The 26,765-nt window shown below is 55.5% G+C and carries 23 protein-coding genes; 5 read left to right on the top strand and 18 right to left on the bottom strand.

All coding sequences use genetic code 11. The features are described from left to right. The 7 genes from ACZRJQ_RS19510 to ACZRJQ_RS19480 form a co-directional block, all read right to left on the bottom strand. A partial coding sequence (locus tag ACZRJQ_RS19510; protein WP_463979967.1) for an electron transfer flavoprotein subunit beta/FixA family protein occupies positions 1-504 on the bottom strand: 504 nt, incomplete at its 3' end. Positions 505-575: 71 nt separating this feature from the next. Beyond that, positions 576-2,003: a purine-cytosine permease family protein gene (locus ACZRJQ_RS19505; protein ID WP_463979966.1), complete on the bottom strand. Its 1,428-nt coding sequence runs from the start codon at positions 2,001-2,003 to the stop codon at positions 576-578. Between the two features lie 131 nt (positions 2,004-2,134). Next, entirely contained in the window at positions 2,135-3,277 is a 1,143-nt protein-coding gene (locus ACZRJQ_RS19500) for an acyl-CoA dehydrogenase family protein (RefSeq protein ID WP_463979965.1), read from the bottom strand. Next, positions 3,274-4,434 carry a CaiB/BaiF CoA transferase family protein gene (locus ACZRJQ_RS19495; protein WP_463979964.1) on the bottom strand — a complete coding sequence of 387 codons (1,161 nt, stop codon included), beginning with the start codon at positions 4,432-4,434 and terminating at the stop codon, positions 3,274-3,276. Before ACZRJQ_RS19495 ends, ACZRJQ_RS19500 begins: the two co-directional genes overlap by 4 nt. A gap of 124 nt (positions 4,435-4,558) precedes the next feature. Further along, positions 4,559-6,244: a urocanate hydratase gene (gene hutU / locus ACZRJQ_RS19490; protein WP_463979963.1), complete on the bottom strand. Its 1,686-nt coding sequence runs from the start codon at positions 6,242-6,244 to the stop codon at positions 4,559-4,561. 316 nt (positions 6,245-6,560) lie between these two features. Beyond that, positions 6,561-7,313, bottom strand: a complete 753-nt coding sequence (gene hutC / locus ACZRJQ_RS19485) for a histidine utilization repressor (RefSeq protein ID WP_463979962.1) — start codon at positions 7,311-7,313, stop codon at positions 6,561-6,563. Between the two features lie 80 nt (positions 7,314-7,393). Beyond that, entirely contained in the window at positions 7,394-8,098 is a 705-nt protein-coding gene (locus tag ACZRJQ_RS19480; protein ID WP_463979961.1) for a YoaK family protein, read from the bottom strand. A 262-nt stretch (positions 8,099-8,360) separates the two neighbouring features. On the opposite strand from ACZRJQ_RS19480, the gene ACZRJQ_RS19475 reads away from it, so the two are divergent. After that, positions 8,361-9,041, top strand: coding sequence for a histidine phosphatase family protein (locus ACZRJQ_RS19475; protein WP_463979960.1), 681 nt, complete (start codon positions 8,361-8,363; stop codon positions 9,039-9,041). An 8-nt stretch (positions 9,042-9,049) separates the two neighbouring features. Here the strand turns inward: ACZRJQ_RS19475 and ACZRJQ_RS19470 are convergent, their stop codons facing one another. Then, the gene (locus ACZRJQ_RS19470) at positions 9,050-9,985 is read right to left on the bottom strand and encodes a DMT family transporter (RefSeq protein ID WP_463979959.1); all 936 of its coding nucleotides are present in this window, start codon (positions 9,983-9,985) and stop codon (positions 9,050-9,052) included. 132 nt (positions 9,986-10,117) lie between these two features. Here ACZRJQ_RS19470 and ACZRJQ_RS19465 point away from each other — a divergent pair, with 132 nt between their 5' ends. Both ACZRJQ_RS19465 and ACZRJQ_RS19460 read left to right on the top strand, forming a co-directional pair. Next, positions 10,118-11,038, top strand: a complete 921-nt coding sequence (locus tag ACZRJQ_RS19465) for a LysR substrate-binding domain-containing protein (protein ID WP_463979958.1) — start codon at positions 10,118-10,120, stop codon at positions 11,036-11,038. A 14-nt stretch (positions 11,039-11,052) separates the two neighbouring features. Continuing rightward, complete coding sequence (locus tag ACZRJQ_RS19460; protein ID WP_463979957.1) at positions 11,053-11,277, top strand: YgdI/YgdR family lipoprotein; 225 nt, start codon at positions 11,053-11,055, stop codon at positions 11,275-11,277. Positions 11,278-11,318: 41 nt separating this feature from the next. Here the strand turns inward: ACZRJQ_RS19460 and ACZRJQ_RS19455 are convergent, their stop codons facing one another. The 4 genes from ACZRJQ_RS19455 to ACZRJQ_RS19440 are packed head-to-tail and all read right to left on the bottom strand — an operon-like array spanning position 11,319 to position 14,825. Beyond that, positions 11,319-12,608: an NAD(P)/FAD-dependent oxidoreductase gene (locus ACZRJQ_RS19455; RefSeq protein WP_463979956.1), complete on the bottom strand. Its 1,290-nt coding sequence runs from the start codon at positions 12,606-12,608 to the stop codon at positions 11,319-11,321. Next, complete coding sequence (locus ACZRJQ_RS19450) at positions 12,605-13,351, bottom strand: amino acid ABC transporter ATP-binding protein (RefSeq protein WP_463979955.1); 747 nt, start codon at positions 13,349-13,351, stop codon at positions 12,605-12,607. The genes ACZRJQ_RS19455 and ACZRJQ_RS19450 overlap by 4 nt, the downstream gene beginning before the upstream one ends. Continuing rightward, entirely contained in the window at positions 13,348-14,004 is a 657-nt protein-coding gene (locus ACZRJQ_RS19445) for an amino acid ABC transporter permease (RefSeq protein WP_463979954.1), read from the bottom strand. The genes ACZRJQ_RS19450 and ACZRJQ_RS19445 overlap by 4 nt, the downstream gene beginning before the upstream one ends. A gap of 59 nt (positions 14,005-14,063) precedes the next feature. Beyond that, positions 14,064-14,825: an ABC transporter substrate-binding protein gene (locus ACZRJQ_RS19440; RefSeq protein ID WP_463979953.1), complete on the bottom strand. Its 762-nt coding sequence runs from the start codon at positions 14,823-14,825 to the stop codon at positions 14,064-14,066. Between the two features lie 171 nt (positions 14,826-14,996). Between ACZRJQ_RS19440 and ACZRJQ_RS19435 the strand changes: the two genes are divergently transcribed. Beyond that, positions 14,997-15,773 (top strand): IclR family transcriptional regulator, encoded by a 777-nt coding sequence (locus ACZRJQ_RS19435; RefSeq protein ID WP_463979952.1) that lies wholly within the window; start codon positions 14,997-14,999, stop codon positions 15,771-15,773. Between the two features lie 77 nt (positions 15,774-15,850). Next, positions 15,851-16,906, top strand: a complete 1,056-nt coding sequence (locus ACZRJQ_RS19430; RefSeq protein ID WP_463979951.1) for a permease — start codon at positions 15,851-15,853, stop codon at positions 16,904-16,906. Positions 16,907-16,988: 82 nt separating this feature from the next. Here ACZRJQ_RS19430 and ACZRJQ_RS19425 read toward each other — a convergent pair whose 3' ends face one another. The 6 genes from ACZRJQ_RS19425 to ACZRJQ_RS19400 form a co-directional block, all read right to left on the bottom strand. Next, positions 16,989-18,038, bottom strand: a complete 1,050-nt coding sequence (locus ACZRJQ_RS19425; RefSeq protein ID WP_463979950.1) for a DUF6708 domain-containing protein — start codon at positions 18,036-18,038, stop codon at positions 16,989-16,991. Positions 18,039-18,145: 107 nt separating this feature from the next. Then, a complete protein-coding gene (locus tag ACZRJQ_RS19420; protein WP_463979949.1) occupies positions 18,146-19,201 on the bottom strand; it encodes a DUF6708 domain-containing protein in 1,056 nt (351 codons plus the stop codon). Next, positions 19,194-22,598 (bottom strand): toxin VasX, encoded by a 3,405-nt coding sequence (locus ACZRJQ_RS19415; protein WP_463979948.1) that lies wholly within the window; start codon positions 22,596-22,598, stop codon positions 19,194-19,196. Before ACZRJQ_RS19415 ends, ACZRJQ_RS19420 begins: the two co-directional genes overlap by 8 nt. Beyond that, on the bottom strand, positions 22,595-23,482 hold the full coding sequence (locus tag ACZRJQ_RS19410) for a DUF4123 domain-containing protein (RefSeq protein WP_463979947.1): 888 nt from the start codon (positions 23,480-23,482) through the stop codon (positions 22,595-22,597). The genes ACZRJQ_RS19415 and ACZRJQ_RS19410 overlap by 4 nt, the downstream gene beginning before the upstream one ends. Further along, positions 23,469-25,517 carry a type VI secretion system Vgr family protein gene (locus tag ACZRJQ_RS19405; RefSeq protein WP_463979946.1) on the bottom strand — a complete coding sequence of 683 codons (2,049 nt, stop codon included), beginning with the start codon at positions 25,515-25,517 and terminating at the stop codon, positions 23,469-23,471. The genes ACZRJQ_RS19410 and ACZRJQ_RS19405 overlap by 14 nt, the downstream gene beginning before the upstream one ends. A 145-nt stretch (positions 25,518-25,662) precedes the next feature. Next, on the bottom strand, positions 25,663-26,685 hold the full coding sequence (locus ACZRJQ_RS19400; RefSeq protein WP_463979945.1) for an AraC family transcriptional regulator: 1,023 nt from the start codon (positions 26,683-26,685) through the stop codon (positions 25,663-25,665). Positions 26,686-26,765: the final 80 nt, after the last annotated feature.

The raw sequence follows: 26,765 nt of genomic DNA, 5'->3' as shown, positions 1-26,765 counted from the left end.
CAGAGAAACAGTTTGCGCGCCGCCGTCAATTTCACGGGTCACGGCAACTTTATCGCCTGCAACTTCCACTTTGGAAGCGAAGGTGCCCTGACCATAACCGGTCAGCGCAGCCAGCATTTGGCCAGTCTGGTTGTTGTCGCTGTCGATGGCCTGTTTGCCCAGGATCACCAACTGCGGCTGCTCCTTATCGACCACAGCCTTGAGCAACTTGGCCACGGCCAGCGAGGTCAGGTCTTCGGCAGATTCGACGAGGATGGCGCGATCCGCACCCAGAGCCAGCGCGGTACGCAACTGTTCCTGAGCCGTGGTCGGGCCGATGGAGACGACGACGATTTCAGTCGCAACACCTTTCTCTTTCAGGCGTACGGCTTCTTCCACAGCGATTTCGCAGAAGGGGTTCATCGACATCTTGACGTTGGCGAGGTCAACGCCGGAGTTGTCCGCTTTGACGCGAACTTTAACGTTGTAATCGACCACTCGCTTAATACAAGCCAGCACCTTCATCACTTACTCCTCAATGGCAATGCGCAGCGCGTGATTCACAGCGCTGCGCACCTGTTTGGGTTAAACAGCCCTTAAACCGCTACCGACTCGCCCGGCAAAATCAGTTGTTCAGGCACTGAATTGGCTGAATTGCGGGCCACGACGTAGTACACCAGCCCCGGCAACGTCAGACCAATGATCCACGAGATATCCGTGCCGCCCAGATACTCAACCAGCGGCCCGGTATAAAAATGGGTGGCTATAAAGGGCAGTTGAATCACCACCCCAAAGGCGTAAACCAGAATACCGCGCAGGTTCCAGCGCCCGTATCGGCCATTCGGGTTAGACAACGCAGGTACGTCATAACGCTCTTTACTGATCAGGTAGAAATCCACCAGATTGATGGCGCTCCACGGCGTGAAAAACGCCAGCAAGAACAAAATAAACGCTGAAAAGTCTTTAAGAAACGAATGCTGACCCAGTAACGCTAAAGCCGTGGCACAGCCCACCATGATCAGGATGTAGACCAGACGCAGGGTTTTGGAAATTTCGTGATTGCCACGAAAGCCACTGACGATCGTGGCCAACGACATAAAGCTGCCGTAAGCATTGAGCGTGGTGATCGTCACCTTGCCAAACACGACGCAGAAGTACAGCACCGCCGCCATCGCCCCGCTTGCACCCAAACCAACGATGTACGACACCTCATGCCCGGCGAACTGGTCACCGGCCAGGGCTGCGACAAACACCCCGAACACCATTGAGATCTGCGAACCCACCACCGACCCCAGCCCCACCGCCAAAAACGTTTTCACTGAAGACGTTTTGGCTGGCAAATAACGTGAGTAGTCCGCCACATAAGGCCCGAACGCAATTTGCCAGGACGCAGACAATGAAATCGCCAACAAGAAACTGCTCAACGAAAAGTGTTTATTGCTCAACAGCACGCCCACATCGTTTTGCGACAGCAAGGTGTAAAACAGGTAAAAGAACGCCAACACCCCCACCACACTCGCTACGCGACCAATCATGTGAATGGTTCGGTAGCCCAAAATCGTCAACAGCACGATCAGCGCCGCAAAAATCAGAATGCCTGATGAGTCACTCACCCCCACCAATTGCCCCACCGCCTGCCCGGCCAACACCGAACCACTGGCCGAGAACCCCACATACATCAAACACACCAACACGATAGGGATAACCGCGCCGTATACCCCAAATTGCACCCGGCTGGAGATCATCTGCGGCAGCCCGAGTTTAGGCCCCTGCGCCGCGTGCAACGCCATGATCGCGCCGCCCAGCACTTGGCCGATCAATAAGCCAATCAGCGACCAAAACACATCCCCACCCAGCACTACCGCCAAGGCGCCCGTGACAATGGCCGTCACTTGCAGGTTGGCCCCAAACCACAAGGTGAATTGACTGAACAAGCGCCCATGACGCTCTGACTCAGGGATGTAATCGATAGAGCGTTGTTCTACCAGCGAGGCCCGCGGTGAATCTTGATTGAGCGTGGACATAAGCAGTTCCTTCAGGCTGGCACCGTGGGTGCGCCTTTTGTTATGGGAAAGACTTTTCCAATCCTTGATCGTGCTTAAGGTGCATCCTTGCAGCAAAAGGCAGGCTCACAAAGTGCCCGCCGCATTCGGGCTTACTGAGACGCGTCGAGCAATGCACGGGAGATGATAATTTTTTGCACTTCGGAGGTGCCTTCAAAAATCCGCAGAATCCGTGCATCACGCACATAACGCTCGAGTGGCAAATCACGAATGTAGCCGTAACCGCCATGCAATTGCAGCGCCGCATCGGTGACAAACCCGGCACATTCAGCGGCCACTAGCTTGGCCGTGGCTGAGTCCAAGCTGAAACGCTCACCACTGTCACGTCGTGCTGCCGCTTTGTAGGTCAACATGCGGGCGCCTTCGAGCTGCGCGTACATATCCGCCAATCGCCATTGCGTACCTTGATAGGCCGCCAATGGCTTAGGGCCGATTTGGCGCTCACGCACCCAGTTCAAGCTTGCTTGCAGCGCTGCGTTAGCGATACCCAGCGACATCGCCGCCACCTCAACCCGACCACGATCAAGCACCGCCATTGCCGTATTGAAACCCTGCCCTTCAACCCCGAGCAGGGCTGACTCGGGCAACCAGCAATCAAGGGCTAATTCATAAATAGTGCTGGCACGCAGGCCCATTGTTTTTTCCGGGCTGGAGAAGCTGATCCCTGCTGTGCCGCGGGGCACCAAAAATGCACTGATACCTTTGTGACCGGCCTCAGCGTCGGTTTTGACATACAGCACGATGAAGTCCGCTTCTTTGGCATTGGTGATGTAATGCTTGCTCCCGCGCACCCGCCAGCCGCCCTCTTCACGCACTGCACGGCTGCGCATGTCCGCCGGGTTGGAGCCGGCTGCAGGCTCAGTCAGAGCAAAGGCCCCGAGCAACTCACCGCTGGCGGCACGGGGCAGCCACTCCTGTTTTTGCGCTTCGTTGCCGCCCAGCAGAATCGAATCGGTGGCCAAAAAGTGCGCCGTCATGGCTGATGCCGTGGAAGCACAGGCACCTGCGACCGCCTCCACCACACGGCTCATGGCCAAGCTGCCAATGCCAAGCCCGCCATAGGCTTCGGGCAAATTGATGCCCATGCAGCCCAAGTCGCCCAGCGCCTTGAGGCTGTCCGCGCAGAACGTCTCGGTTTCATCGTAGTGCTGGGCCAAGGGTTGAATGACTTCTCGTGCCACTTGCTCGGCGCTTTCAATCACGGCCAATTCTTCTGGGTTCAATTCAAAGTTCATGCGCTCGCTCCTGTTTTGCTTAAGCCAAAGGTTTGGTTATCTGCCCCCAACCGCGGCGCCAGCGTGGTTGCGTGAGGCTTGTGCCCATTGAAAAAAACCGGTTGTGGAACCAGCGGCAATACAGCGCCCGCAGGCAAAACCTGCAACTGGCGCACCTGCGCATGCTCGCTGCTGGCCGCTTGTTCCAGATCCCAGACCGGGGAAGACGGCACCCCAGCGTCCAGCAAGCCGTCACACAGATGCTCGACCGAATGCTGAGCCGTCCAGGCCTCAATCGCTGCGCGTAACGCGGGTTCGTTTAACGTGCGCTGGGTGTCATCAATAAAACGGGGGTCACTGGCCAATTGCGGCTGACCCATGCATTGGCACAAACGCTCGAACAGTCGATTACTCGCCACCGCGATCACCACCAACCCATCGCCCGCTTGATAGGTATCAAAGGGTGTCGACACCGGATGGCGATTGCCCACCAGTCCCGGTGCCACGCCCTTGGCGTATAAATTGGACAGGCCCGTCATTTGCAGGCTGAACAGCACGTCGAACATGGCCACATCGATGTACTGCGCCCCCGGCCCATGACGTTCACGGGCAAACAGCGCCGAGCTGATCGCCCACGCCGCATAGACACCCGCACACAAGTCGCCAATGGCTTCGCCGCTGCGCGTCGGCCCGGTGGCCGCGAAGCCAGTGACGCTCATCAAACCCGACATGGCCTGAGCCACGATGTCGTAAGCCGGGCGACTGGACAGAGGGCCTGCCTGACCAAAGCCGGAAATACTGGCGTAGATCAGGCGTGGGTTGTGCTGCTTGAGCGTGTCGAAATCGATGCCTAAACGCTGAGTGACACCGGGGCGAAAGTTCTCCACCACGACATCTGCATCGGCCACCAAGTCATAAAACCGTGCTCGATCTGACGGGTCTTTGAAGTCAATCTCCACGCTACGCTTGCCACGATTGATCAGGCCGAAGTACACGCTTTCGCCGTTCAAAAAAGGCCCTAAATGCCGCGCGTCATCACCCTCTTCAGGCACCTCGAACTTGATGACATCGGCCCCAAGATCAGCCAGCATCGCCGTGCAATGCGGGCCCGCCAACACACGGCTGATGTCCAGTACACGCACGCCTTGTAGTTGTTGAGTAAATGGGCTGTTGCTCATGTGTAAATCCTCAAAATTCAACATTGCCTAACCGTTGCCGCAGGCTGCGATGGGTTGCAACGTGCCTCTGCTGTTGCATGCAAAGCGAAGGTCTTTCGACCCTTATCGCAGCCTTCGGCAGTGACTACACAGGCTTGCGTTTAACCATCGGCAGGTTCAGGCCTTGCTCGTTCGCGCAATCAATGGCGATGTCATAGCCCGCATCGGCATGGCGCATGACGCCGGTGGCCGGGTCGTTGTGCAGCACGCGGGCGATACGCTCAGCGGCTTCGTCGGTACCATCGCACACGATCACCATCCCTGAGTGCTGCGAGAAGCCCATGCCCACGCCGCCGCCGTGGTGCAGCGAAACCCAGGTCGCGCCGCTGGCGGTGTTCAGCAAGGCGTTAAGCAGCGGCCAGTCAGACACAGCGTCCGAACCATCCTGCATGGCTTCGGTTTCGCGATTAGGGCTGGCCACGGAGCCTGAGTCCAGATGGTCGCGACCAATCACGATGGGTGCTTTGAGTTCGCCGCTGCGCACCATTTCGTTGAACGCCAGCCCCAACTTGGCGCGCTGGCCCAGGCCAACCCAGCAAATACGCGCCGGCAAGCCCTGAAAACTGATGCGTTCGCGGGCCATGTCCAGCCAGTTGTGCAGGTGCGCGTCGTCAGCGATCAGTTCTTTGACCTTGGCGTCGGTTTTGTAGATGTCTTCGGCATCGCCCGACAGCGCGACCCAACGGAATGGGCCTACGCCACGGCAGAACAAGGGACGGATATACGCAGGGACAAATCCCGGGAAGTCGAACGCGTTTTCGACGCCCACTTCTTTGGCCATCTGACGGATGTTGTTGCCGTAGTCGAAGGTCGGAATGCCCTGCTTCTGAAACGCGAGCATGGCTTCAACGTGTTCGCCCATTGAGGCTTTAGCGGCTTTAACCACTGTGGCCGGGTCAGTGATGGCGCGGTCGCGGTACTGCTCCCACGTCCAGCCTTTGGGCAGGTAACCGTTGAGCGGGTCGTGGGCGCTGGTCTGGTCGGTGACCATGTCCGGGCGAACGCCACGGCGAACCATTTCTGGCAGTAATTCAGCGGCGTTCCCACACAAGGCAATGGAAATCGCTTTGCCTTCGGCGGTGTATTTCGCGATACGGGCCAGCGCGTCATCCAGGTCTTTGGCTTGCTCGTCGACATAACGGGTGGCCAAGCGGAAGTCGATGCGGCTTTGCTGGCATTCGATGTTCAGCGAGCAAGCACCTGCCAAGGTCGCGGCCAAAGGCTGTGCGCCGCCCATGCCGCCTAAACCTGCGGTGAGCACCCACTTGCCTTTGAGGCTGCCGTTGTAATGTTGGCGACCGGCTTCGACGAAGGTTTCGTACGTGCCTTGCACAATCCCCTGACTGCCGATGTAGATCCAGCTACCCGCCGTCATCTGGCCATACATGGCCAAGCCTTTAGCGTCGAGTTCGTTGAAGTGTTCCCACGTGGCCCAATGCGGCACCAGGTTGGAGTTGGCGATTAGCACCCGTGGCGCGTTGCTGTGGGTTTTGAACACGCCAACAGGCTTGCCCGATTGCACCAACAGGGTTTCGTCGTCGTTAAGGTGGGTCAGGCTTTCGACGATTTTGTCGTAGCACTCCCAGTTACGTGCCGCCCGGCCAATACCGCCATACACCACCAGCTCAGTGGGGTTCTCGGCCACTTGGGGGTCGAGGTTGTTCATCAGCATGCGCAGTGGCGCTTCGGTCATCCAGCTTTTAGCGGTGAGCTGAGTGCCACGGGCCGCACGGATTTCACCTTCGCGGTGACGATTATTGGGGGCAGTCATGCAGGGATTCCTTCATCAAATGACATCAACGACATAAGGTGTGATGCGCGATCTGCGCACTTATACCAACCTGTATGTACAAGTGAATGCAAGTGAAGGGCCAACACGAACGATGCCAAGCACGCCGAGGCCGACAAAATGACTAATAATTGTTTTAAATCAGAAAGTTAAAAATTTAATGATTTTTAACAAAACGCTTTAAAAGGAAATTTCACGAGATAAATCTGCCGCAATTTTGTGCACATGGCGGCAAGAAGGTAACAAAATGCACCAAAAGTAACGCGGGTAACACATCGCCCCCGCTTAAAACTGCTGACTAATTACCGCACTGACCTTGCAGACGATAACGCGACCCCGGATACACCAAACGCGCACTGCCCACGATCCCTTTGGCCGACCAGGTTCGCCGACGAATCAACAGGCACGGCTCATTACGTTTGACCTGCAACAAACGGCATTCAGCCGACTTGGCATGAATGGCCTCCACCACATGCTCGCCTCCGGTCAGCGGTGCAATGTGCATCAAGTAGGCGTATGCGGTGATGCGGGTGAAGTCCTGCTGCAAGTACTCAGGGGCAATCTCGGCATTGACGAAGCGTTCTTCGATTTGCACCGGCACCTGATTTTCGTAATGGACCATCACCGAATGAAAAATGCGCTTAATGCCGTCCAATGCAAACGGCAAAACCAAAGTCGATTTGGCGCCCACCTCTTCCAGCACAATCACCTCACAACGATGCTCATGTCCTCGGTCGGCAATTTCCTGAGCAATGTTATGAATTTCAAATAACGCCGCGTGCCCTTTTGGCACAGCGACAAAAGTGCCCACCCCTTGCATGCGCACCAGCAACCCTTCGATGGTCAGCTCACGCAACGCTCGGTTGATGGTCATGCGGCTCACGCCCAACACATTGAGCAGCTCGCTCTCGGACGGCAGTTTTGAGTTGGGTAGCCAGGCGCCGGAGCGAATCTTCTGCTCAATGGCCTGTTTGACCCGCGCGTACAAAGGCGCAGGGCTTTCGATAGAAAACGATTCTAAGGGTGAATGGTCATCGACAGTCTTGGACACAACGACTCCTGTTCATTGGATATGCCCTGAGTAGGCGCGGCGCCAGTTTACCCGCCGCAGGCCTGCAGAAGAATGGTCGATTAACGCGGCATGTAATCGCGCTGCCAACGCCGAGGGATTTTCAACGACACCCCACCCAGCACCGCAGCAAAGCCTGCACTGAACAACAAGGCCTTAACCCCAAACTGCGCCTCCAGCAGCGCACCGACAACCGCGCCCAACAACATCCCGGCCCACGGCACCAATTGCACCCGCCAGCCACTGCGACGTTCGCCCAACAACCAGCGGCCCAAACCACGACCAAAGCGCGACAACGCTCCAGTGACGTAGGTCAGCCCGACCGGCAGGCCATTAACCTGCTCCACTGCTGCATTGAGCATGCCCATTGCCAAAATAGCCGCCAGCAACGCTGGAACTTGCGAATCAAACGGCAGCAACGCGGCGGCACACAACAGCCCGGTAATCCCCAACATCAGCGGTAAAGCACGCCGCCCACCCCAACGCCCCAGCAAGATCCCGAGGGTATTGCCTGCAATAAATGCCAGTACGGCAAAGGTCAATCTCACGATCAAGCTGATATCACCTTGGCCGATGGCCACTGCCAAGCGCGTGGTGTTACCGCTCATAAACGAAACGAAGTCGCCGGTCGCCAAAAAACCGATGGCGTCGGTCATACCCGCCAGCACTGACAGACTTGCGACCAACCCCAGCCCTACGCGCCCACGCCAGGCACGGATGCGCAGGTGCAAGGGGTTATTCACACGTTTAAGCGGTGCAGGAAGCATTGAACGAGCCCTCATGAAAATGAATGCGCAGCAATGATGGCCAATCGCATGCCAGCTGACCAGCGTTGCCACGGCCACGCCTGTCAAAAACGCGATAAACATCCTGCCACTAAAGTGAAAGCGAACCATTTTCAAAAAAGGCGTCTAATAGTGACTTTGCTCAGGGACGAGAGGCACGCGTGGTGCGCTAACGACAAGGAACACTGCTCACACACAGCCTTACGTTGTGAAACAGGTCAGCATCAACGGACACCCACAGAAAATGCCCAAGCCTAAAGGCTTCAAGATCACTCCCCGACTCAAACCTTACGCACTGGCCGCCCTCCCACTGTTGTTGATTGCAGGGGCGGTGGGTGTGTCATCCCACGTTGAAGACGCGTTTGCCCAACCGGCAAACGGGGTACAAACGCTGGTGTTTATGCGCCATGCCGAAAAGCCTGCCGATGGCTTGGGCCAACTGACGTGCCAGGGGTTGAATCGAGCGATTGATCTGGCGACTCTGCTGCCGCACAAATATGGCAAGGCTGATTACATCTTTGCCGCTAATCCGTCACGACAAGTCGAAGAAGGCGCCGATGACGATGCCTACAGTTACGTGCGACCGATGATGACCATCAACCCCAGCGCGATCAAACTCGGTTTGCCGATTAATCTGGAGTTCTCGGCCAACGACACCCGAGCGCTGGCCAAAGAGTTGACCGACGACAAGTACCACAACGCAATCATTTACACCGCGTGGTCCCACGGCTATTTGCCGGAGCTGATCAACAGCGTCGCTCGCAAGGCCGTTGGCCAAAAAGTCACCCTCAGCGAAGACTGGCCGGGTACCGACTTCGACTCTTTATATGTGCTGACCCTGACCTGGCAAGACGGCAAGGCCACCTTGCTCAGCCGCATTGATAAGCAGGGTTTGAACAACGGCGCCAAAGCTTGCCCGACCTGATTCTCCCGTTAGGCTGCACAGGGCGGGCGCGGCGCATGACGCTGCACCGCCCAGCTCACCCCGCCCAACAACAGGGTCACGGCCAAGGCTTCCAACACAGTCGGCAAGCGTTGCAAATACACAAAGCCGTAAACCAGCGCAAACAGTGTTTCGAACACAATCAGTTGCCCACTGAGGGTCAACGGCAGGCGTCGGGATGAAGCATTCCACATGCGATTGCCAAACCAGGAACCAAGCACGGCGCAGGCCAGATTCACCAGCCAGAACATCTGCCAGCGCTGGTCGCTGACTTCAAGCGTCACCGCGTCCAACGACAACGCACTGGCCGCGCCCCAGATCAAAACCCCGAGCACGCCAGTGGTCACACCCCACAAGCTCGACCACTCGCCACTGTTGAACGTGCTGTGTTTCAAATAGCGTGCGTTTTCAGTGGCAAACCAGCTCCAGCACAGCAATGCGCCGAACCCACACGCGATACCCAACATTTTGTCGGCCAGCGGTTGCTGCACCGAACTGTCGAGTAAAGTTTCAAGGTTGATGCACAACATGCCTGCCACCACCAGCAACAACGGCCAGACCAATCTGACTAAAGGCACCGCGCCAGCATCGCGTCGGCCCAGCCACGTGATACTGAGGGGCAAAATACCCACTATTAAAGACGCTGCGGCGATGCCCACCCACTGGATCGAAGCGGCCAACAGCATGTAGTAAATCAGGTTGCCCAGCAGCGCGAATTTAATCAACGTCCTCAGGTCTCGGCCCGTCAGTTGCGTGAGCAAACGCCTGGCATGTGGCAACACCAGCAGTAGCGACACCGTGCCATACAAGATGAAACGCCCGCAACTGAGCAACAGCGGGCTGAACTCAGGCAACAACTTGGGCACTAAAAACACCAACCCCCAGACCGCACCTGCCATGCCGGCATAGACTATCCCGCGCTTCATCTCCAACTCTCCGGCAGTTCAATTTGAGCCAAGAATAGGCACTGTGTCGCACCATCACAAAAGATCATTTGGCATGCTGGCATTCCACTGTGGAATGGCTTATAGATACGCCCCTGATACCGGGAGATTGCCGTGAGCCGTTACCTCAAACATCTGCCGCCACTGGACAGCTTGATCACGTTTGAAGCCGTCGCACGAAATCGCAGTTTTACTCGCGCGGCCAGCGAACTGTGCGTGACCCAAAGTGCTGTCAGCAAACAAATCCGGGCGCTAGAAGACAACCTTAAGCTCGCGCTGTTTGAACGTCAGGCGCGAGGCATCATGCTGACCCTTGCCGGGGCCAGCCTGTTTACCGAAGTCAGTGGCGTGCTGGAGCATCTGCAACACAGTGTTAATCGCATCAAAGTGGCCCATGCGCCCAATGCCGTCACAGTGCTGTGTACTCACGCTGTGGCGCAATTTTGGCTGTTCCCGCGCTTGCTCGCGTTTAACACCGCGCATCCCGCCATCACGGTTAATATCCGCGCCAGTAACGATATGGACGAGTCCACTGCCGGGGATTACGACTTCTCGATTTTGTATGGCAGCGGTCATTGGTCGTCCCTGAGCGCCGAGCCATTGTTTGCCGAGACGGTTTACCCGGTGGCCAGTCCCAACCTGAGTTTGCCTCAGGTCAACACCCCTCAAGCATTGCAAGCCCTACCCTTGATTGAGTTGGACTCATCTGGCTGGAACTGCATTGACTGGCGCGACTGGTTTGAGCATTTCGGTCTGCAACATGCCGCTGACCCCCAGCGTTTGACCTTCAACCAAATCACGCTGGCTTATCAGGCTATCGTTCAAGGTATGGGGGTTGGGTTGGGGTGGGACTTTATGGTCAGAGACAAAATCGATAGCGGCGAACTGGTGCGTGTTGGCACCTTCGAATTTAAAACCGGAAATGCCGACTACCTAGCGCACTCTCGGCATAAAACGCTGTCTGAGGCTGCAACCATTTTTCAGCGCTGGCTGCTCAATCAAGGCCAGCGCGATCACACGCTTATTTTCAAATAATTCAAGGATCGTGCATGAACATCAAAGTAATTGGCTTACCTGTGATCATGACAGCGCTGCTGGGGCTCGCGGGCTGTGCCTCACCCAGCGTAGTGACCTTGCAAAACGGCACGCAATACCTGACCAAAGACATGCCAAAAACCAAAAATCAGGACGGTTTTTACGAGTTTGTGGACATCGCGGGCAAGCACATCAAGATAAAGGCAGATGATGTGGCAACCATCAAAACCGACGACTGATAAAACGCCTGCTCAGCCTGAACACTCAGGCTGAGCGTGGATCAATGCATGGCATCCAGTAAGCGGTAGTAATTAATGCCAGCTGCCAGATACAGCCGCTGCAAGCTGTGGAACGGGATGCTGCGCATCGGGGTTACCGGAAACGGAAATTCATGGCTCGCCCCTGAGATACGGGCTGCAAGGTGCTTGCCCAAGGTCGTTGACATGGCAATGCCACGACCGTTGTAACCCAGCAAAATCGACAACCCCGGTTGCGGCTCATGCAACTGCGGCATCACGCTCTGGTTAAGGGCGATGCGCCCACTCCAGCGATACTCGATTGGCACCCCGGCTAACTGCGGGAATAACATCACCAGCGATCTTTCCAAATGCCCCCAGTCACTGGCCCTGCACGGTTCGGCAAAAGGCCCGCGGCCGCCCAGCAGCAAACGCCCCTGCGCATCTTGTTTGAAGTACAACAGCAAGCGCCGCGCGTCCGAGCAAACCTCTCCGCCCGGCAGGATGGTTTTGCGCAACTGCGCCGAAAGCGGCCGCGTTGCAATGATAAAGCTGTTAGCGGCCAGCAAGGTTTGGCGCAGCCCTGGCCACAGGTCGTCGGTGTAACCATTGGTGGCCAGCACCACGCGCTCGGCATTGACAGTGCAACCTTGTGCGGTGGTCAACTGCCATTGCGAACCAATGCGACGCAGCTGTTTGACCCGGCTATGACTGTGAATCGTCACCCCACGCCCCAGCGCAGACTTGGCCAGGCCACGGGCATAGTTGAGCGGGTGCAAGCTACCAGCACGCGGGTCAACCCAGCCACCCACATAGTTTTGCGTGCCTATGCGCTGGATGACCGCCTCGCGATCAAGCAGCTCAACAGGCACACCTCGCTTGTGCCACTGGCTGGCACGGCTTTCGAGGGTCTTCATGCTGACACTGGAGCACGCTGGCTGAATCCAACCACTGCGCTTGGCGTCACAGGCAATGCTGTACTGACGAATCAGCGAAAAAACTTCGTCTGCGGCACCGCCTACGGTTTCAATCAGCCGCTCGCCGCGCTCTACGCCGAATTTTTCGATCAACTCATCGGGGTCATATTTGAGCCCAGGAATCACCTGCCCGCCATTGCGCCCCGAAGCCCCCCAGCCGGGCTCGCCCGAATCCAGCACGCACACGCTGACGCCCGCTTCAGCCAGACGCAAGGCGGTGACCAGCCCGGTGTAACCCGCGCCGACGATTGCCACATCCACATGTTTGTTTTCGCTCAACGGCGGTGTCATTGCACCGGGGAGTGCCGTGGCAGACCACAGTGACGGTGGCAATTGAGTGGTCGAAGGAGCCTTCATGCCTGCACCTCAGCAGTCTGATTAAGCAAACGCCGCAGAAACTCTTGCATGCGCGGGTGTTGCGGGGCACTGAGTACGGTTTGCGCAGGCCCGGATTCGACTATTTGGCCACCGTGTAAAAAACACACCTTGTCTGCCACATCGCGGGCAAAGCCCATTTCATGGGTCACCACAATCATGGTCATACCTTCGTCAGCCAACTTGCGCATCACCGTCAACACCTCGCCCACCAGTTCCGGGTCAAGGGCCGAGGTAGGCTCGTCAAACAAAATGGCATCAGGGTTCATCGCCAACGCACGGGCAATCGCCACACGCTGCTGCTGGCCGCCCGATAACGTGTCCGGATAAGCATTCATGCGGTGCGTAAGGCCGACCTTTTCCATCAAGGCTTCAGCTTGCTTACGCGCCGCTTGCAGGCTCTGCTTCTTGACGTAAATCGGGCCTTCCATCACGTTTTCGAGAGCCGTGCGGTGCGGGAACAAATTGAACCGCTGAAACACCATCGACACATGAGTGCGGATCTCATGAATGCTTTTGCTGTGGCGATCCACCCGCTGACCGCTGACCCATATCTCGCCCTGGTTGTAACTTTCAAGGCCATTGATGCAGCGCAGCAAAGTGGATTTGCCCGAACCGGACGGGCCAATCAAGCACACCACTTCTCCTTGATTCACTTGCAAATCAATACCTTCAAGCACCGGCACACCGCCGAAATCTTTGTGAACACCTTTGAGTTCAATCATGCGGCTCTCCGTCTGGTCAGACGCGCTTCCAGGCGGCGCAAGGCAAATGACAGCGGCAAGCTCATGGACAGGTACAGCAGCGCCACCAAGGTGTAGACCGTCATGTTTTCGAAAGTTGACGAGGCAATCAGCTGACCCTGGCGCGTCATCTCGGCCACGGTAATGGTGGACACCAAAGACGAGTCCTTAAGCATCATCACCATCGTGTTGCCATAGGGCGGCAGAGAAATACGAAAGGCTTGGGGCAAGATCACACGACGCATGATCATCATGCCGCGCATGCCAATCGATTCGGCGGCTTCGATCTGACCATGATCAATGGCCTGAATGCCAGCCCGGAAAATTTCGGCTTGATACGCCGAATAGGCGATGCCCAACCCCACCACACCTGCCTGCATGGCGCTGAATTCAATACCAAACTCGGGCAATACAAAATAGATATAAAACAACTGCACGATGATGGGCAGACCACGGATCACGTTGACCACGCCAATGGCGAACAACGCGACAGCGCGCACTTTGGACACCATCATCAGTGCGAAGACTAGGCCGATCAGTGAGCTGAGGACGAACGATCCCACAGTGACCTGCACAGTGACCACCGCCCCTTTGAGCAACAGAGGGAGAAAGTCCAACGCATCCTGGAGAAACATAGGCTACCTGCGAAACATCTTATGAGGCGGCCCGCAGCATGGCTGGAGCCGCAGGATTATCAGTTGAGGTTCCACTTCTCTATGATGCCTTGCAGGGTGCCGTCAGCCTTGATTGCTGCGATGCCTTTGTTGACCTGGGCAAGTTTTTCGTCGTCGCCCTTACGCATCACCACGCATACATCACCAATCACCACCGGCACATAGGTGCTCGACAGTTTTACTTTTGGGCCTTTACCTTGCGCTAACTGGTAAGCGATGACTGGACCATCACCAAACGCGGCCTTGATTCGCCCCACCGACAAATCACGAATCATGTCAGGAATGGAGTCGTAACTGCGCACTTCCTTAAACCCACCATGCTTGTTTAACGCTTCAATAAACGCCGTGCCTATTTGCGCGCCGACCACTTCGCCTTTCAAGTCATCCATGGTCTTGTACGCAGTGTCATCGTCAGCCTTGACGATCAAACCTTCGCCATAACTGTAAATAGGGTCGGAAAACTGCACGACCTTCGCACGCGCCGGGGTTTTGAGCATGCCAGCCGAAATCAGATCGATCTTGTTGGAGGTCAGCGAAGGAATCAGCGCTGCAAAAGGGCTTTGCTCGATTTCAGTCTCAAAACCTCCGGCCTTGCCGATGGCTTCGACAGCATCAATCATCATGCCTTTCGTAGTTTGGGTATCTACATCAATAAATGTAAAAGGGATGCCTGTGGCGGTCGCACCGATCTTGTACGTAGGCTCTGCAACAGCACTGGCTGATCCCATCAGGCCGGCGGTTATTGCGCAAATAAGCGTGAGCACTTGAAAGCGTTTTTGCATAGCGAATCTCCCTTATAGTCGCTTTTATTATCTGGATGACACGTTAAAACAGCCCTGCACCCTCTGGTGCAAAAACTCGCTATCGACTATAACCAATTTACTCAAATCGTAAAGAGATTTATAAGTATCGCTTATCGATACTTATAGCATTAGATAAAGCCAAGGATGCCCATGAGTGATCACAACAACCCTCTTTTCAACCAGTCGCTGGAAAAAGGGCTTGCCGTACTGCGGAGCTTTGGGGCTGCACGTCGCACCATGAACCTGGCTGACATCGCTCAAGTGGCAGGCATCAGTAAAAGTTCTGCCCAACGTATGATCCACACCCTCGAAGAACTGGGTTACGTGCGCAAACATGCGCAAAGTCGTCGCTTTCAGTTAACCCCCAAGGTGATGGAAATCGGCTTCAACTACTTAGCCGCCGATATCTTGGTCGATGTGGCCAACCCCTACTTGGCCGAGCTAAACCAAACCACCGGCGAAACCGTCAACCTCACCGAGCCCGACGGTTTGTCAATGGTGTTTGTCGCCCGTTTTTCCGCGACCAAATACATTCCACTGCACATGCCGATTGGCAGCCGCATGCCCATGTATTGCAGCGGCGGCGGTCGAGCCTACCTCAGCGGCCTCACTGATGACGAAGTGCATGCCACGCTCAAAGCCAGTGAAATCGTAGCCCACACCCAATACACCTTGACCGACCCGCAAGCGATCTTTGCTCGCATCCAAAACAGTCGAAAACAGGGCTACGCCACCAATGCGCAAGAGATGTTTTTGGGTGACATGACCCTCGCCGCCCCCATTTTTGGCAGCAATGGGCTGCCAGTTGCTGCGGTGCATGTGGTCGCGCCCAGCAGCCGCTGGACCATCGAAGAAGCCGAACAAAAAATGGCCTTTTCTGTCATCCAATGCGCACATGCCATTACTAACTCCATCAGGACGCTCTAGGCTCTATCACCCGTTGAGCACGGCCCCCCGTGCTCAGGTATGATGCGCCGCTATTTCTCTGCGATTGGTAACTGTTTATGTCCAGTATTTCCTCAGCCAAATCCTCAAGAGGCTGGTCATTCTGGTGGAAACCCCTTCTGTTCCTGCTGATCGCCGGTATTGGCCTGTACTACGTCAAATGGTCGCCTTACTACTTCAAAGCTTTTGTCGCTGCAGACAACCACAGCATTGGCGCTTCAATCCTCAACGACAATCAGGGTGAGCCAGTAGCTGCCGCGCTGGCCTACGCCAAGGTGTATTTCCTGGCGATCTGGAAAGCCGCCGTGCTGGCAGTCATTCTGGGGTCATTGATTCAAGTGCTGATCCCGCGTGACTGGCTGCTGCGCCTGTTTGGCAAAGCGGGCCTTGGCTCGACCCTGCGCGGCGGCCTGTTCGCCCTGCCCGGCATGATGTGTACCTGTTGCGCAGCCCCCGTTGCCGCAGGCATGCGTCGCCAAAACGTATCGGTAGGGGCCGCACTGGCCTTCTGGATCGCCAACCCGGTGCTCAACCCCGCAACGCTAGTGTTCATGGGCTTTGTGCTCGGCTGGGGTTTTAGCGCACTGCGCTTGGTGGCCGGTATCGTGCTGGTGCTGGGGGTTTCGCTGATTGCGCAACGCATCTCACGCCCGGAAAGCATTCCGCAGGCGGCGCAAGATGCCGTGTCTGATGCCAGCACCATTGATCAACACAATTTTTTCAGCCGCTGGGGCCGCACCCTGTGGCAACTGTTCTGGAACACCATCCCGGTGTACTTACTGGCCGTACTGTTGCTGGGCGCTGCCCGGGTGTGGTTGTTCCCCCATGTTGATGGCGCCATGAGTGACAGCCTGATGTGGTTGGTGCCATTGGCCATAGTGGGCACATTGTTTGTGATCCCGACCGCTGCTGAAATCCCGATTGTGCAAACCATGATGGCGTTGGGGATGGGCACTGCTCCTGCGGTAGCTCTGCTGATGACCTTGCCGAGTGTGAGCCTGCCGTCGTTGCTGATGCTGCGCAAAGACTTCGACGCTCGTGTGCTGGTTAGCGTGGCACTGATGACCATGCTGGTTGGCATCGTCAGTGGTTTGATCGGGATGTGGCTGCTTTAAGCACCACCACACTCCTGTAACGAGCTTGCTCGCGAAGTCATCAATCGCGAGTAAGCTCACGCCTACACAATGGCTGCGCCTGTCACTGTGCGGGCTCAGGCTCGGCGAACTTGACCTTGTAGTAATCCAGCAGGCTTTGCCCTTGGCTCAGCGCCAAGCGTAATTCGGCGCTTTGTTGCACTAACTCGGCACTCGGTTGTGCATGTTGTTCGCCGGGCAAGGGTTTGGACCATTCGCGAATCGACTCAGGGAAAGCCGCTTTCGGACGGGTGTTGATCCATTCCGAAAAGCGGCACGGTAACGTCCAGCCGCTGCAAAACTGGATGGTTAAAAAACCAAAGGCATACACCGGCCACGAGTGCATTTCTCGGTACAACTCGCGGCACATATGAAAGTGCGCCACGGTGCCTTCCTGAAACTCTTCGTCCATCAACAACGGCGTGGGCAAGGCGAGCGGCCCCTCCTCCATATACACCCGCAACGCCTCCCACTCGCTCACTGCCAAACTTAAATGGCCGGTAGAGATGGTCAGCCGCACCACTTCACCACTGCTGCTATCGCGCAGGCCAATTATCAACGAAGCACTGGGCATCACCGCGTATTCAGTAATGACTTTGCTGACGGTGACGCAGGCAATAACTTCTTCCCAAGGGACGATTAAAGGCGGTTCGCCTTTTTTACTCACATAAGCCACTTCACGGCGTTGTCGGTTAAAGCGAACGGGGGGTTGGGTGGTTATTTGCTGAATGCTTCGGTAGAAGGGAATACCTACCATAAGCATGATGATGCCAAGAAAGCCCCACATATATGGATTAAGTACATTTTCAAGCAAGTTACTCCAGAATGGCCAACCATAATAGTAAGCACTACCCGCTAAAAAAACGTTAAGCAACGTAAAGAAAATGACCTGCCCTATAACCACCCCTACCGAAACCCTGACCGCAAACTCCATACCCCGTAGCCCAGGAGCAAAATCCAGATAAACATCATTCACGTCATGATGCATACCTTGCCCACTAAGCGCAGCGAAACCTGTTGGCAAAGGCTTAGGCGCCAGATAAAACGCTTCTGTGCCATTTACACTTTCAAAATCCCCGGCATACGGTAAGCGGTTGTATTTTGGATCACTCATTTAAATGCTCAACCTTCAATTCATAGCCTTTTTCATTGTTCATATATGTAACCCCACCATTTATGACCTATAGGAGTAAGCTCACGCCTACACAATGGCTGCGCCTGTCATTGTGTGGGCTCAGGCCCGGCGAACTTGACCTTGTAGTAATCCAGCAGGCTTTGCCCTTGGCTCAGCGCCAAGCGTAATTCGGCACTTTGTTGCACTAACTCGGCACTCGGTTGTGCATGTTGTTCGGCGGGCAAGGGTTTGGACCATTCGCGGATCGACTCAGGGAAGGCCGCCTTCGGGCGGGTGTTGATCCATTCCGAAAAGCGGCACGGTAACGTCCAGCCGCTGCAAAACTGGATGGTTAAAAAACCAAAGGCATACACCGGCCACGAGTGCATTTCTCGGTACAGCTCGCGGCACATATGAAAGTGCGCCACGGTGCCTTCCTGAAACTCTTCGTCCATCAACAACGGCGTGGGCAAAGCTAACGGCCCCTCCTCCATATACACCCGCAACGCCTCCCACTCACTCACTGCCAAACTTAAATGGCCGGTAGAGATGGTCAGCCGCACCACTTCACCACTGCTGCTATCGCGCAGGCCAATTATCAACGAAGCACTGGGCATCACCGCGTATTCAGTAATGACGTTGCTGACGGTGACGCAGGCAATAACTTCTTCCCAAGGGACGATTAAAGGCGGTTCGCCTTTTTTACTCACATGAGCCACTTCGCGGCGTTGGCGGTTAAAGCGAACGGGGGGCCGAGTAGTTATTTGTTTAATGCTTCGGCTGAAGGGAATACCATACATAAGTATCAGAACTATAAGAAAGCCCCACATGTAGTAATTTGGAATGATCAGCGTTATCAAGATTTCAAAAATTGGTGCTCCACGACTAATGTGATCTTCAATTCCAAGTCCTAACCCGATTAACAGAAAAAAAATAGTCATACTCATAACTGACCCGAATGAAACCCTGATCGCAAACTCCATACCCCGTTGTCCGGGGGCAAAATCCAGATAAACATCATTCACATCATGATGCATACCTTGTCCACTAAACGCTGCTGAACCTGTTGGCAAAGGCTTAGGCGCCAGATAAAACGCTTCTGTGCCATTTACACTTTCAAAATCCCCGGCATGCGGCAAGCGATTGTATTTGGGGTCACTCATTTAAATGTTCCATCTTCAATTCATAGCCTTTTTCATTGCCAATAAATGCAACGCCCACCACACCCTTGATAGGAGGGCTGGTCGTACCTGAATCCAAAGGAATTCGGTAATAAAGGCATTTATCCTTGAGCTTAAGAGGGGCATTGGCCAATTCCGGCTGCACCGACAAACGCATTAACAGCAAAGACTGAGTGCCACACCACTCATAAGGCAGATTGAGTTGTAACGTCAGAGGGTTATTACCCACAAGGCACAATTTATCGCGTACATCACTCCCCACGTCGACAAATTCGGCCATACTGTCTCGCCGCCATAGCGCTGTAAATCGAATCGGATGTTCAGCCAGACTTCGCTTGCTTAGGCCCGGAAAGCTCAGTACCAAAGTGCGTACTTTCTCAACCTCATTAGACGGGTGAGTAAGCCCCCCATCAGTAATAACAGGGCGTAGGGTAGTTTCTGCCAACAACTGGGCATGCTCGGGCCAACTCCAATGCTGGTCGTCATGCCCCCAGCAACAGTGGGCTAACCAGCGTTGATGATCATCAAGGTTGTAATAGTTGTAGATGGCTTCACCACCAAGACTCAGTGCCGTAGCAACCAAACTCCATGGCGTAGAACGAGCAACATAAATTAAAAAACGACTGCCTCCCGCTACCCAGGCTGTACTGGCCGCTTTTACCCCGTATTTAAAAGACGCTATCACCGGCAGCAACTCTTTAATCATTTTGCCGGTTTGCATCCCCGTTACTGCGGTATTACCTGTATCACCTGTCAGCGCTATAAAGGCCCCTGCTTTTTCTCCAGCATCGCCTGTACGAATAGCGTTAGTCCACTTATTGAAGTTATTTAACGAGGTACCTAGCGCGCCCACAAAAGCCAACGGAGCGATCAACGCTCCTAAGCCTAATCCTAACTTACCCATTTTGACCGCTAATAACATCCCGCTTTCGCTGCCACTACTTAGCAGTACAGACTTAAATGCCTTATCTACAAGCCCAACATGCACGCTTTGATAAACAGAAAAAGCAGATGAGGCCATACCTGAGATTGCACCTGCAAGAATCAAAACCTCTTTAATCCCTCTAGTTCCAGCCTGCTTCTTCCACTCCCTCCAAGCCTCCCCCAACGTCTGCGCTTGCCACAGCATCAACGCCAGCGGCAGCCAACCACTTTTAAACACCGTCAATCCAGCGCTGCCTTCGCCATATCCACCTCTAACGCCTGAACGCAGGCGGTGGATTTCGTCGTTTAAATACGTCTGTTGCTGGCCATTGAGTTTGAGTTGGAGTCCGATAAAGCCGGCGCTTTGGTCGCTGGTGATGGTGATACCGGCCTGAAGGTGTTTGACCAGTGCCGCCCGCTCTTTTCGGGTGTTGCCCAGCAGGTGGTGGTACTGATCCGATTGCACCTTGGCCTCGGCACGCTGTTGCTCGCTAAGGATTTTGCGTTTGCTGTCTTTGCGCAATACGTCACGGTTGTATTGGTAGGTGTCTTCGTTGGTCATCAGCACGTTGAGCTTGGCCAGCGTGGCCCCGAACTGCTGCACATCTTGCACACTGGCGACTCGCAAGGTGGCGCCTTCGTGTTCCAAAGCCATCAACCCCGCCAACCGTTGGGCACGGTTGCTGTAGGTTTTGAGTGCATCAAGGTGGGCCTTAAGGGCCGGGCCGTTCAGGTCGCTTTGCAGCTTGACCAACCAGCGCTCCACTCGCAGGGCAGAAGCCGGTGAATACGCGGCTTGCACCAACTGGCTGTTAACCATCACCTCGGGGCTCAAGGCCAAGCTATTGGCCCAATGTTGCCCCAACAGTTGCTGCACTTGCGTCAAACGCAGTTGCGCGGTGGCAATGTTTTGCTCAGCGCTATGGTTATCGTCCAGCCACTTGACCAGGTCCGCCGCCTTGCTGTTGATGAAGGCCAAGTCCAGGCGGCTGCTGAACGCTGGGAGGATGTAGTACGGGTGCTTGTGGAGGTATTCACCCACGGCATCAAGACTTTCATCAGTACGGCACAGGTCGCGCGCACAGTTGTGTTCCGCAATAAGCGCAGCTTGCAGTTGGTCTTCAATTTTGGGGTCGAAGTACCACAGGCTGCGATGAAGTTCGCCCTGCGTGAACAGTTGTGTACGGTCTTCAGTAATGCGGTCTAGCCGCTCAGTCCAGCGCTTGATATGTACCCGCTCAGCTTCAAGGTAGGCGGTCATTTCCTGATGCCGTACCAAGTCGTGAATCCCTCGTGCGCCAAGCCCTTTGCCTTGCAAGGCCGCATGGCTATGGTCTTGCAAGGTTTCAATGTCGTCTTCCAGTTCGGCATACAACGGCTCGCCGAGGGCGTCGTGCATGGCTTGCTTTTTATCGTGCATGGTTTGCCGGACACTGCGGGTGCTGGGGTCAAAGCCATGACCGGGGTAATAGGCCTTTTCGGGGCTAGCACTGCTCGGCATACCGATGAGCGCGTTACGCGCATTCAAGTAGTCATAGATCGCCTCACGCTGTTGCGCAGTGGTTTTATCGAACAGTTTGGCGCTGACGCCGGTGCTCGACGCCGTTTTATCGTTGAGCACCATCAAGGTTTCAATGTAGCTGCCCACCAGATATTTAAGTTCCTGACGCTCCTTGGCCACCCACTCGTCGACCCAACCCACTACGGTGTCTTGCTCCTGAGCCAGATCACGCATCACACCCAGCGTGTCGTTAAACACCAGATACAAATGGTCGTGTTCATAGGCTGTCAGCAGTTGGCGTTTGACCGCCGCCATGTGGGTGCTTTGGTACAGCGACTGGTCTTCCCAGACGTAATCCAGCGTTTCTTCGGGGTGCATCCCTTCGATCGGGGCGATAGTTGATGGCTGCTCGGCCACCTCCGCCAGCCACTGCTTGGCTTGGGCTGGGGTGAGCAGGTGCGACCCGCCTTTGATGCAATCGGCGGCGCTCAGGTCGACCACTTGCATGAAGTGATCACGCTCGGCACGGCTGTCGATCATTTTTGAGCATTTGTAGGCCGTCCACTGCACTTCGCTGTAGGCAACGTGCAACGTGGCTAAGCGTGAGAACAGCAAGGCATGTTGTGTGTCCATGCCTTGACGCTGGTTTTGACTGGCTTCGTTGCCTTGCCACATAAACTGGCTGACCACACCGCTCTGCACCCGGTATTCATGCAGGTAACCGCTGGTGTTGTCGATCACATACAACCAGCCGTCACGCATCAAGCGAATACCCAACGGGCGCGAGGTTGGTTGGTACGGCATGGCCAGCGCCGCGGCGGGATCAAGACGTTCGACCAATCCATAACGCAACGCCAGCAATTGCACCTTGGTTTTGCGCAACGGGCAAACGCCCAGACCTGACTTGGCATCGCTGCGATTTAAATCAATATGGTTAGGATTTGGGAGCGTCATGGGCGATGTACCTCCCAGTAGTCGCTTCGAGAGAGCGCCAGTTCGGCGGCCTTTTCGATACGCGACGAAGGGGGCAATGCCGAAGGCTGAGTCATCAACTCAGCGATATCGGGGTGGCGCAATAACACGTCCTCACCCAACAACAAAAATACGTTGGCAAAGAGGCACATCTGCTGCTCACTGCTAAAACCCATCTCGTAAGCACGGCTTGCCAGTTCGCCAATCCATCGCCAGCGTGCCTCAGCCGTTAGTTCAGCCTTGGCGTTAGGGAACTTGGCCCGCAGGTGTTTCGCGAGCACTTTAAGGGCGCTCCTAAAGCTCACCCCATCAAGCAGCGCTTGTTGGGTTTCACACAGGGCATAAGGCGATTGAAGAAAGGCTGGTGCCACGTCGCCGGGCCGCGTGTGTTGCTGCCAGGTGTTGTTAATCACATCAGGCAGTACCACCCGATCTATCGGGCCAAATACTTCTGGATGTTGCGTGACTGTGGCGTGGCCCAAGATGGCGTGTATCACCGCCGGATCAGCCACCCGCAACCATACTTTTTGACCCTGCGGCTGGTACTCGGCGTTGAGTAATAAGCGCAAGTGACGGATGACGTCGAAAGAACCCGCCTGGCTGAAAATCAAATAGCCCCACTCTTCAGACAGATGACCGAAGTAATGCTCAAGGCCGGGAGTATGCCGCCCGTTGAGGGTGATCAAACACGGCGACAGGTCACTGCAAGATGTCAACGGCGTGGTTGCGTACAGCACCTGAACATCCTGCGTACCAAACCATTGACGAGTGTTGGCCAGCAGGTTTTTTACCGTCACACCGTCCAGCAATAAATAAGCGTGGTCATGCCAAGGCAGTTGATTCGGTAAATATTCAGACGTCAGCATGGGCACTCTCTTGAAGATCGGTGTTCTTGAATTTTTCGCACTGCGGGCAGGCAGGCTTTTTTTCGCTCAACGCCAACCATTGAGTGGAGGGCTCTATCTCCGGGCTCTGTAAGGCCTGTAAATCTCCCGGCAACAACGGAGCCGCTGGCGTCGCCGGCATGGGCGCGCCACCTAATAAAATCGGGCTGCTGCTATAGATACCCGCCGCGCTGATCACCAAGTGTTGGCCGCCCGCCATCAGGGTGATCATGAAACCCGCCTCCAGCACCACAAGCGCGCCGGCCTTTACATGAATGTCTTGCCCCGCCTCAGCGACCAGCACTTGCCCCACGCGGGTGTGGCTGCTGGCTGCCACCTGTAAGTGATCGCTGGCGTTGAGCTGCGTTTTTCGATCGCCCGTGACGGTGCGTTGATCTTGGGCTTCAAGCACCGTCACGCTGTTGCCGGTGATGAGGGTTCGGTGCTCACCCCCCACTTGCAGGCGACTGTCGTTTTTGACGATTTGCTCCATGTCACGCTGGGCATGCAGGTAGATTTGCTCCTGGCCTTTGCGGTCTTCGATGCGCAGTTCGTTGTAGCCGCCCCCGCCCGGTGTGCTGCGGCTGCGCAGTACGCTTTGGGTTTTATTGGCGGGCAGATCGAGGGGCGCCGGGTTAAGGCTGTTGATCAGGCACCCCGCAATGATCGGCTGATCCGGGTCGCCTTCCAGATAATCAACCAACACTTCCATACCCACTCTGGGGAGTGTCATCGCACCAAAATGATCGCCCGCCCAGCTTGAGGCCACTCGCAGCCAACAGCTGCTTTTGTCGTTGTCGATGGCGCTGCGATCCCAATGAAACTTGACCCGAACCCTGCCGAATTTATCGCAATGGATCTCTTCGCCCGCAGGCCCGGTCACACGAGCAGTTTGGCTACCGAGCATGCGCGGCTTGTCGAAAACCTTTTGTGGGCGGTAGGTCATGTCCTCGGGGATGGCGCTAAAGGTGTTGCGGTAGCCTTGGGTAAAGCCGTCCACGTTTTTCGACGGCACGCTGGGTGCGTACTCTTCCAGCACTTGCGGCTGTTTACCTTCGTGATGGACGTGGGTCAGTAGCCAGTCGGTATTCCATGCCGGGGTCGAGTGTTCGGTCATGGTCAACAAGTAACCGCTGCGCAAGGTTGGTTGATCGCTGTGACCATTAACCTGTTGATAGCCCGTTTGATGGTGCTCCAAAGCGCGCTGACTGTGGCGCTCGCCGTGAGCCGTTTGCTTGAAGCGGCCGGGGTAGGTGTAGCTTTCGAGTATGGGTTCGTTGCGTTTAACGCGACGGCTGGCTTGTAGCGTCCAACTGGCTTTTTCAAAATCGTAATCACGGTGGGCGGTGTGATTGGTCTGGGTGTGCAGACTCAATTCAAAGCGATTGATAGCGGCGTGTTTAGCCACCATGCCTGAGCGCTGTACGTAAGGTGTTGGATGTTCCAACCCGGTAAACGCCTGCTGTTTATCGCCGAAAACCAGCACATGACCGTCGGGAGAATGCCGAAAGTGGTAGTGAAAACCCTCTTCAAAGCACAGGCGTTGAATGAAGTGCAAATCGGACTCGCCGTATTGCACGCAGTATTCCCGAGGTGGGTAGGTCGAGAATGAGCTAAACAGGTAGGCGTCACTGAGAATGCCGTGCTCTTTAAGCAGCTTCTCGATGATGTGCTGCACGGTCATATTCTGAAAAATGCGGTGGTTAGTGCGATAACCCAAGTAGGTTAAAGACGGCACAAGCGTCAGATGATAGTGAGTCAGCCGTGTGCCAGGGCTGCTCATGCCAATGCGGGAGATCTGCCCGTGAACACCTGAACCCTGCTCATCAAAGGCTAAAAAGGCAGGCTGATGCAGCAACGCTTCAATATCCAGATCAGCGCGATCACTGACCAACTGGACATCGAACGCATACGGGGTGCTGATGGCTTCATCGCCCGTGAATCCGAGCACATGAAACGCATGTTGCGTGGCGTGAATGGCAAGGCTGAAACGGGGGGATCGGGCAGGCGTGAGCATCCGTGGCTCCTCAAACAAAAAGGCCACGCTTTAGAAAAAGGTGGCCCCAAAGAAAAGAGGTGAACGCTAACGGATAGGACTGAATCGCACGTGTAGGAGCATTCCTAAAAAACAAGAGGAAACGTACTTGTTTGCTCCCTTCGCGTTACAAGGGCTGCGCCTCTTCCAAAATCAAGCTGCGGTAATGCCCCGGATTGGTGCCGGACCATTTACGAAACGCTTTGTAAAACGAGCTGGTGTCGGCAAAGCCCAATCTCAGAGCAATGTCGGCAAAACTCAGTTGCGGCTCGGCCAACCAACCAATGGCCAATTCCTTGCGCACACCATCCTTGAGCCCTTGATAGGTGTGCCCTTCCTCAGCCAAGCGCCTGCGCAAGGTCGAGGCGGACATACACAACACCTGCGCCAACCCTTGTGTCTCAGGCCATTGCGCAGCAGGCAGCTGTCTCAGGTCTTGCTTGATCTGACTGGCCAAGCTTTGCGGGTCACGGTACTTGACCAAGATGTTGGCTGGGGCCTGCGCCAGAAAACGCTGCAACTCTTGCGGGCTGCGCTTGATCGGCGCATCCAGGCAATCCGCTGCAAACACCATGCGCGTACGCGGTCGGTCAAAGCGCAGGTTTTCGGAAAACATCACCTCGTAGTCTTCGCAATAGCTCGGCGCCGCACAGCGCAACTCAATGGCTAGAATCGGAATTCGCCGCCCCGCCAGCCAACAGGCCACACCGTGCACAATCATCCAATACGTGAAGTAGGTGAAGGCACGTCTGGGTTCGTCATCAGGCTCATGCAAGACCACTTCCACAACGCTTTGCTGGCGGACCAGTTTGGCAGGCAATCGCTCAAGCATTAACGACACAAAGCCCAACACCAGCTCAAGCCCCAGCGCCAGAGTGGGTTGAGCCATTGCCGAGCGGCACATAAACGCCAGGCTGCCAGCCCTGAGCTTGCGAGGGTCCATGCCAAAAAACTCATCATCAAGACGCCGCGCCAACAACCGCCATAAGCGCGCATAGGCGCTGGCAGGCACTCTGGCATCCAACTGCTCAAGCAACGCCGGGGCAATACCTACTTTGTGCAGAATTTCATCCGTTGCCTCGCCTGCCGCACAGCTCTGTAGCAGGGCCTCACGTACCAGATGAATGGAGATGGTGTCTTTGTTCAACATGAGCCTTCGTCCAAGCCTGCTGGTTTTTATCTGTCGGCTATCTTAAGCAGCACGATTCAAAAAGCCAGCAATGTTGAATA

It is taken from the genome of Pseudomonas sp. E315, from assembly GCF_055406205.1.
Note: the sequence above shows the minus strand (reverse complement) of the source record. Positions and strands in the feature narration are given on the sequence as shown.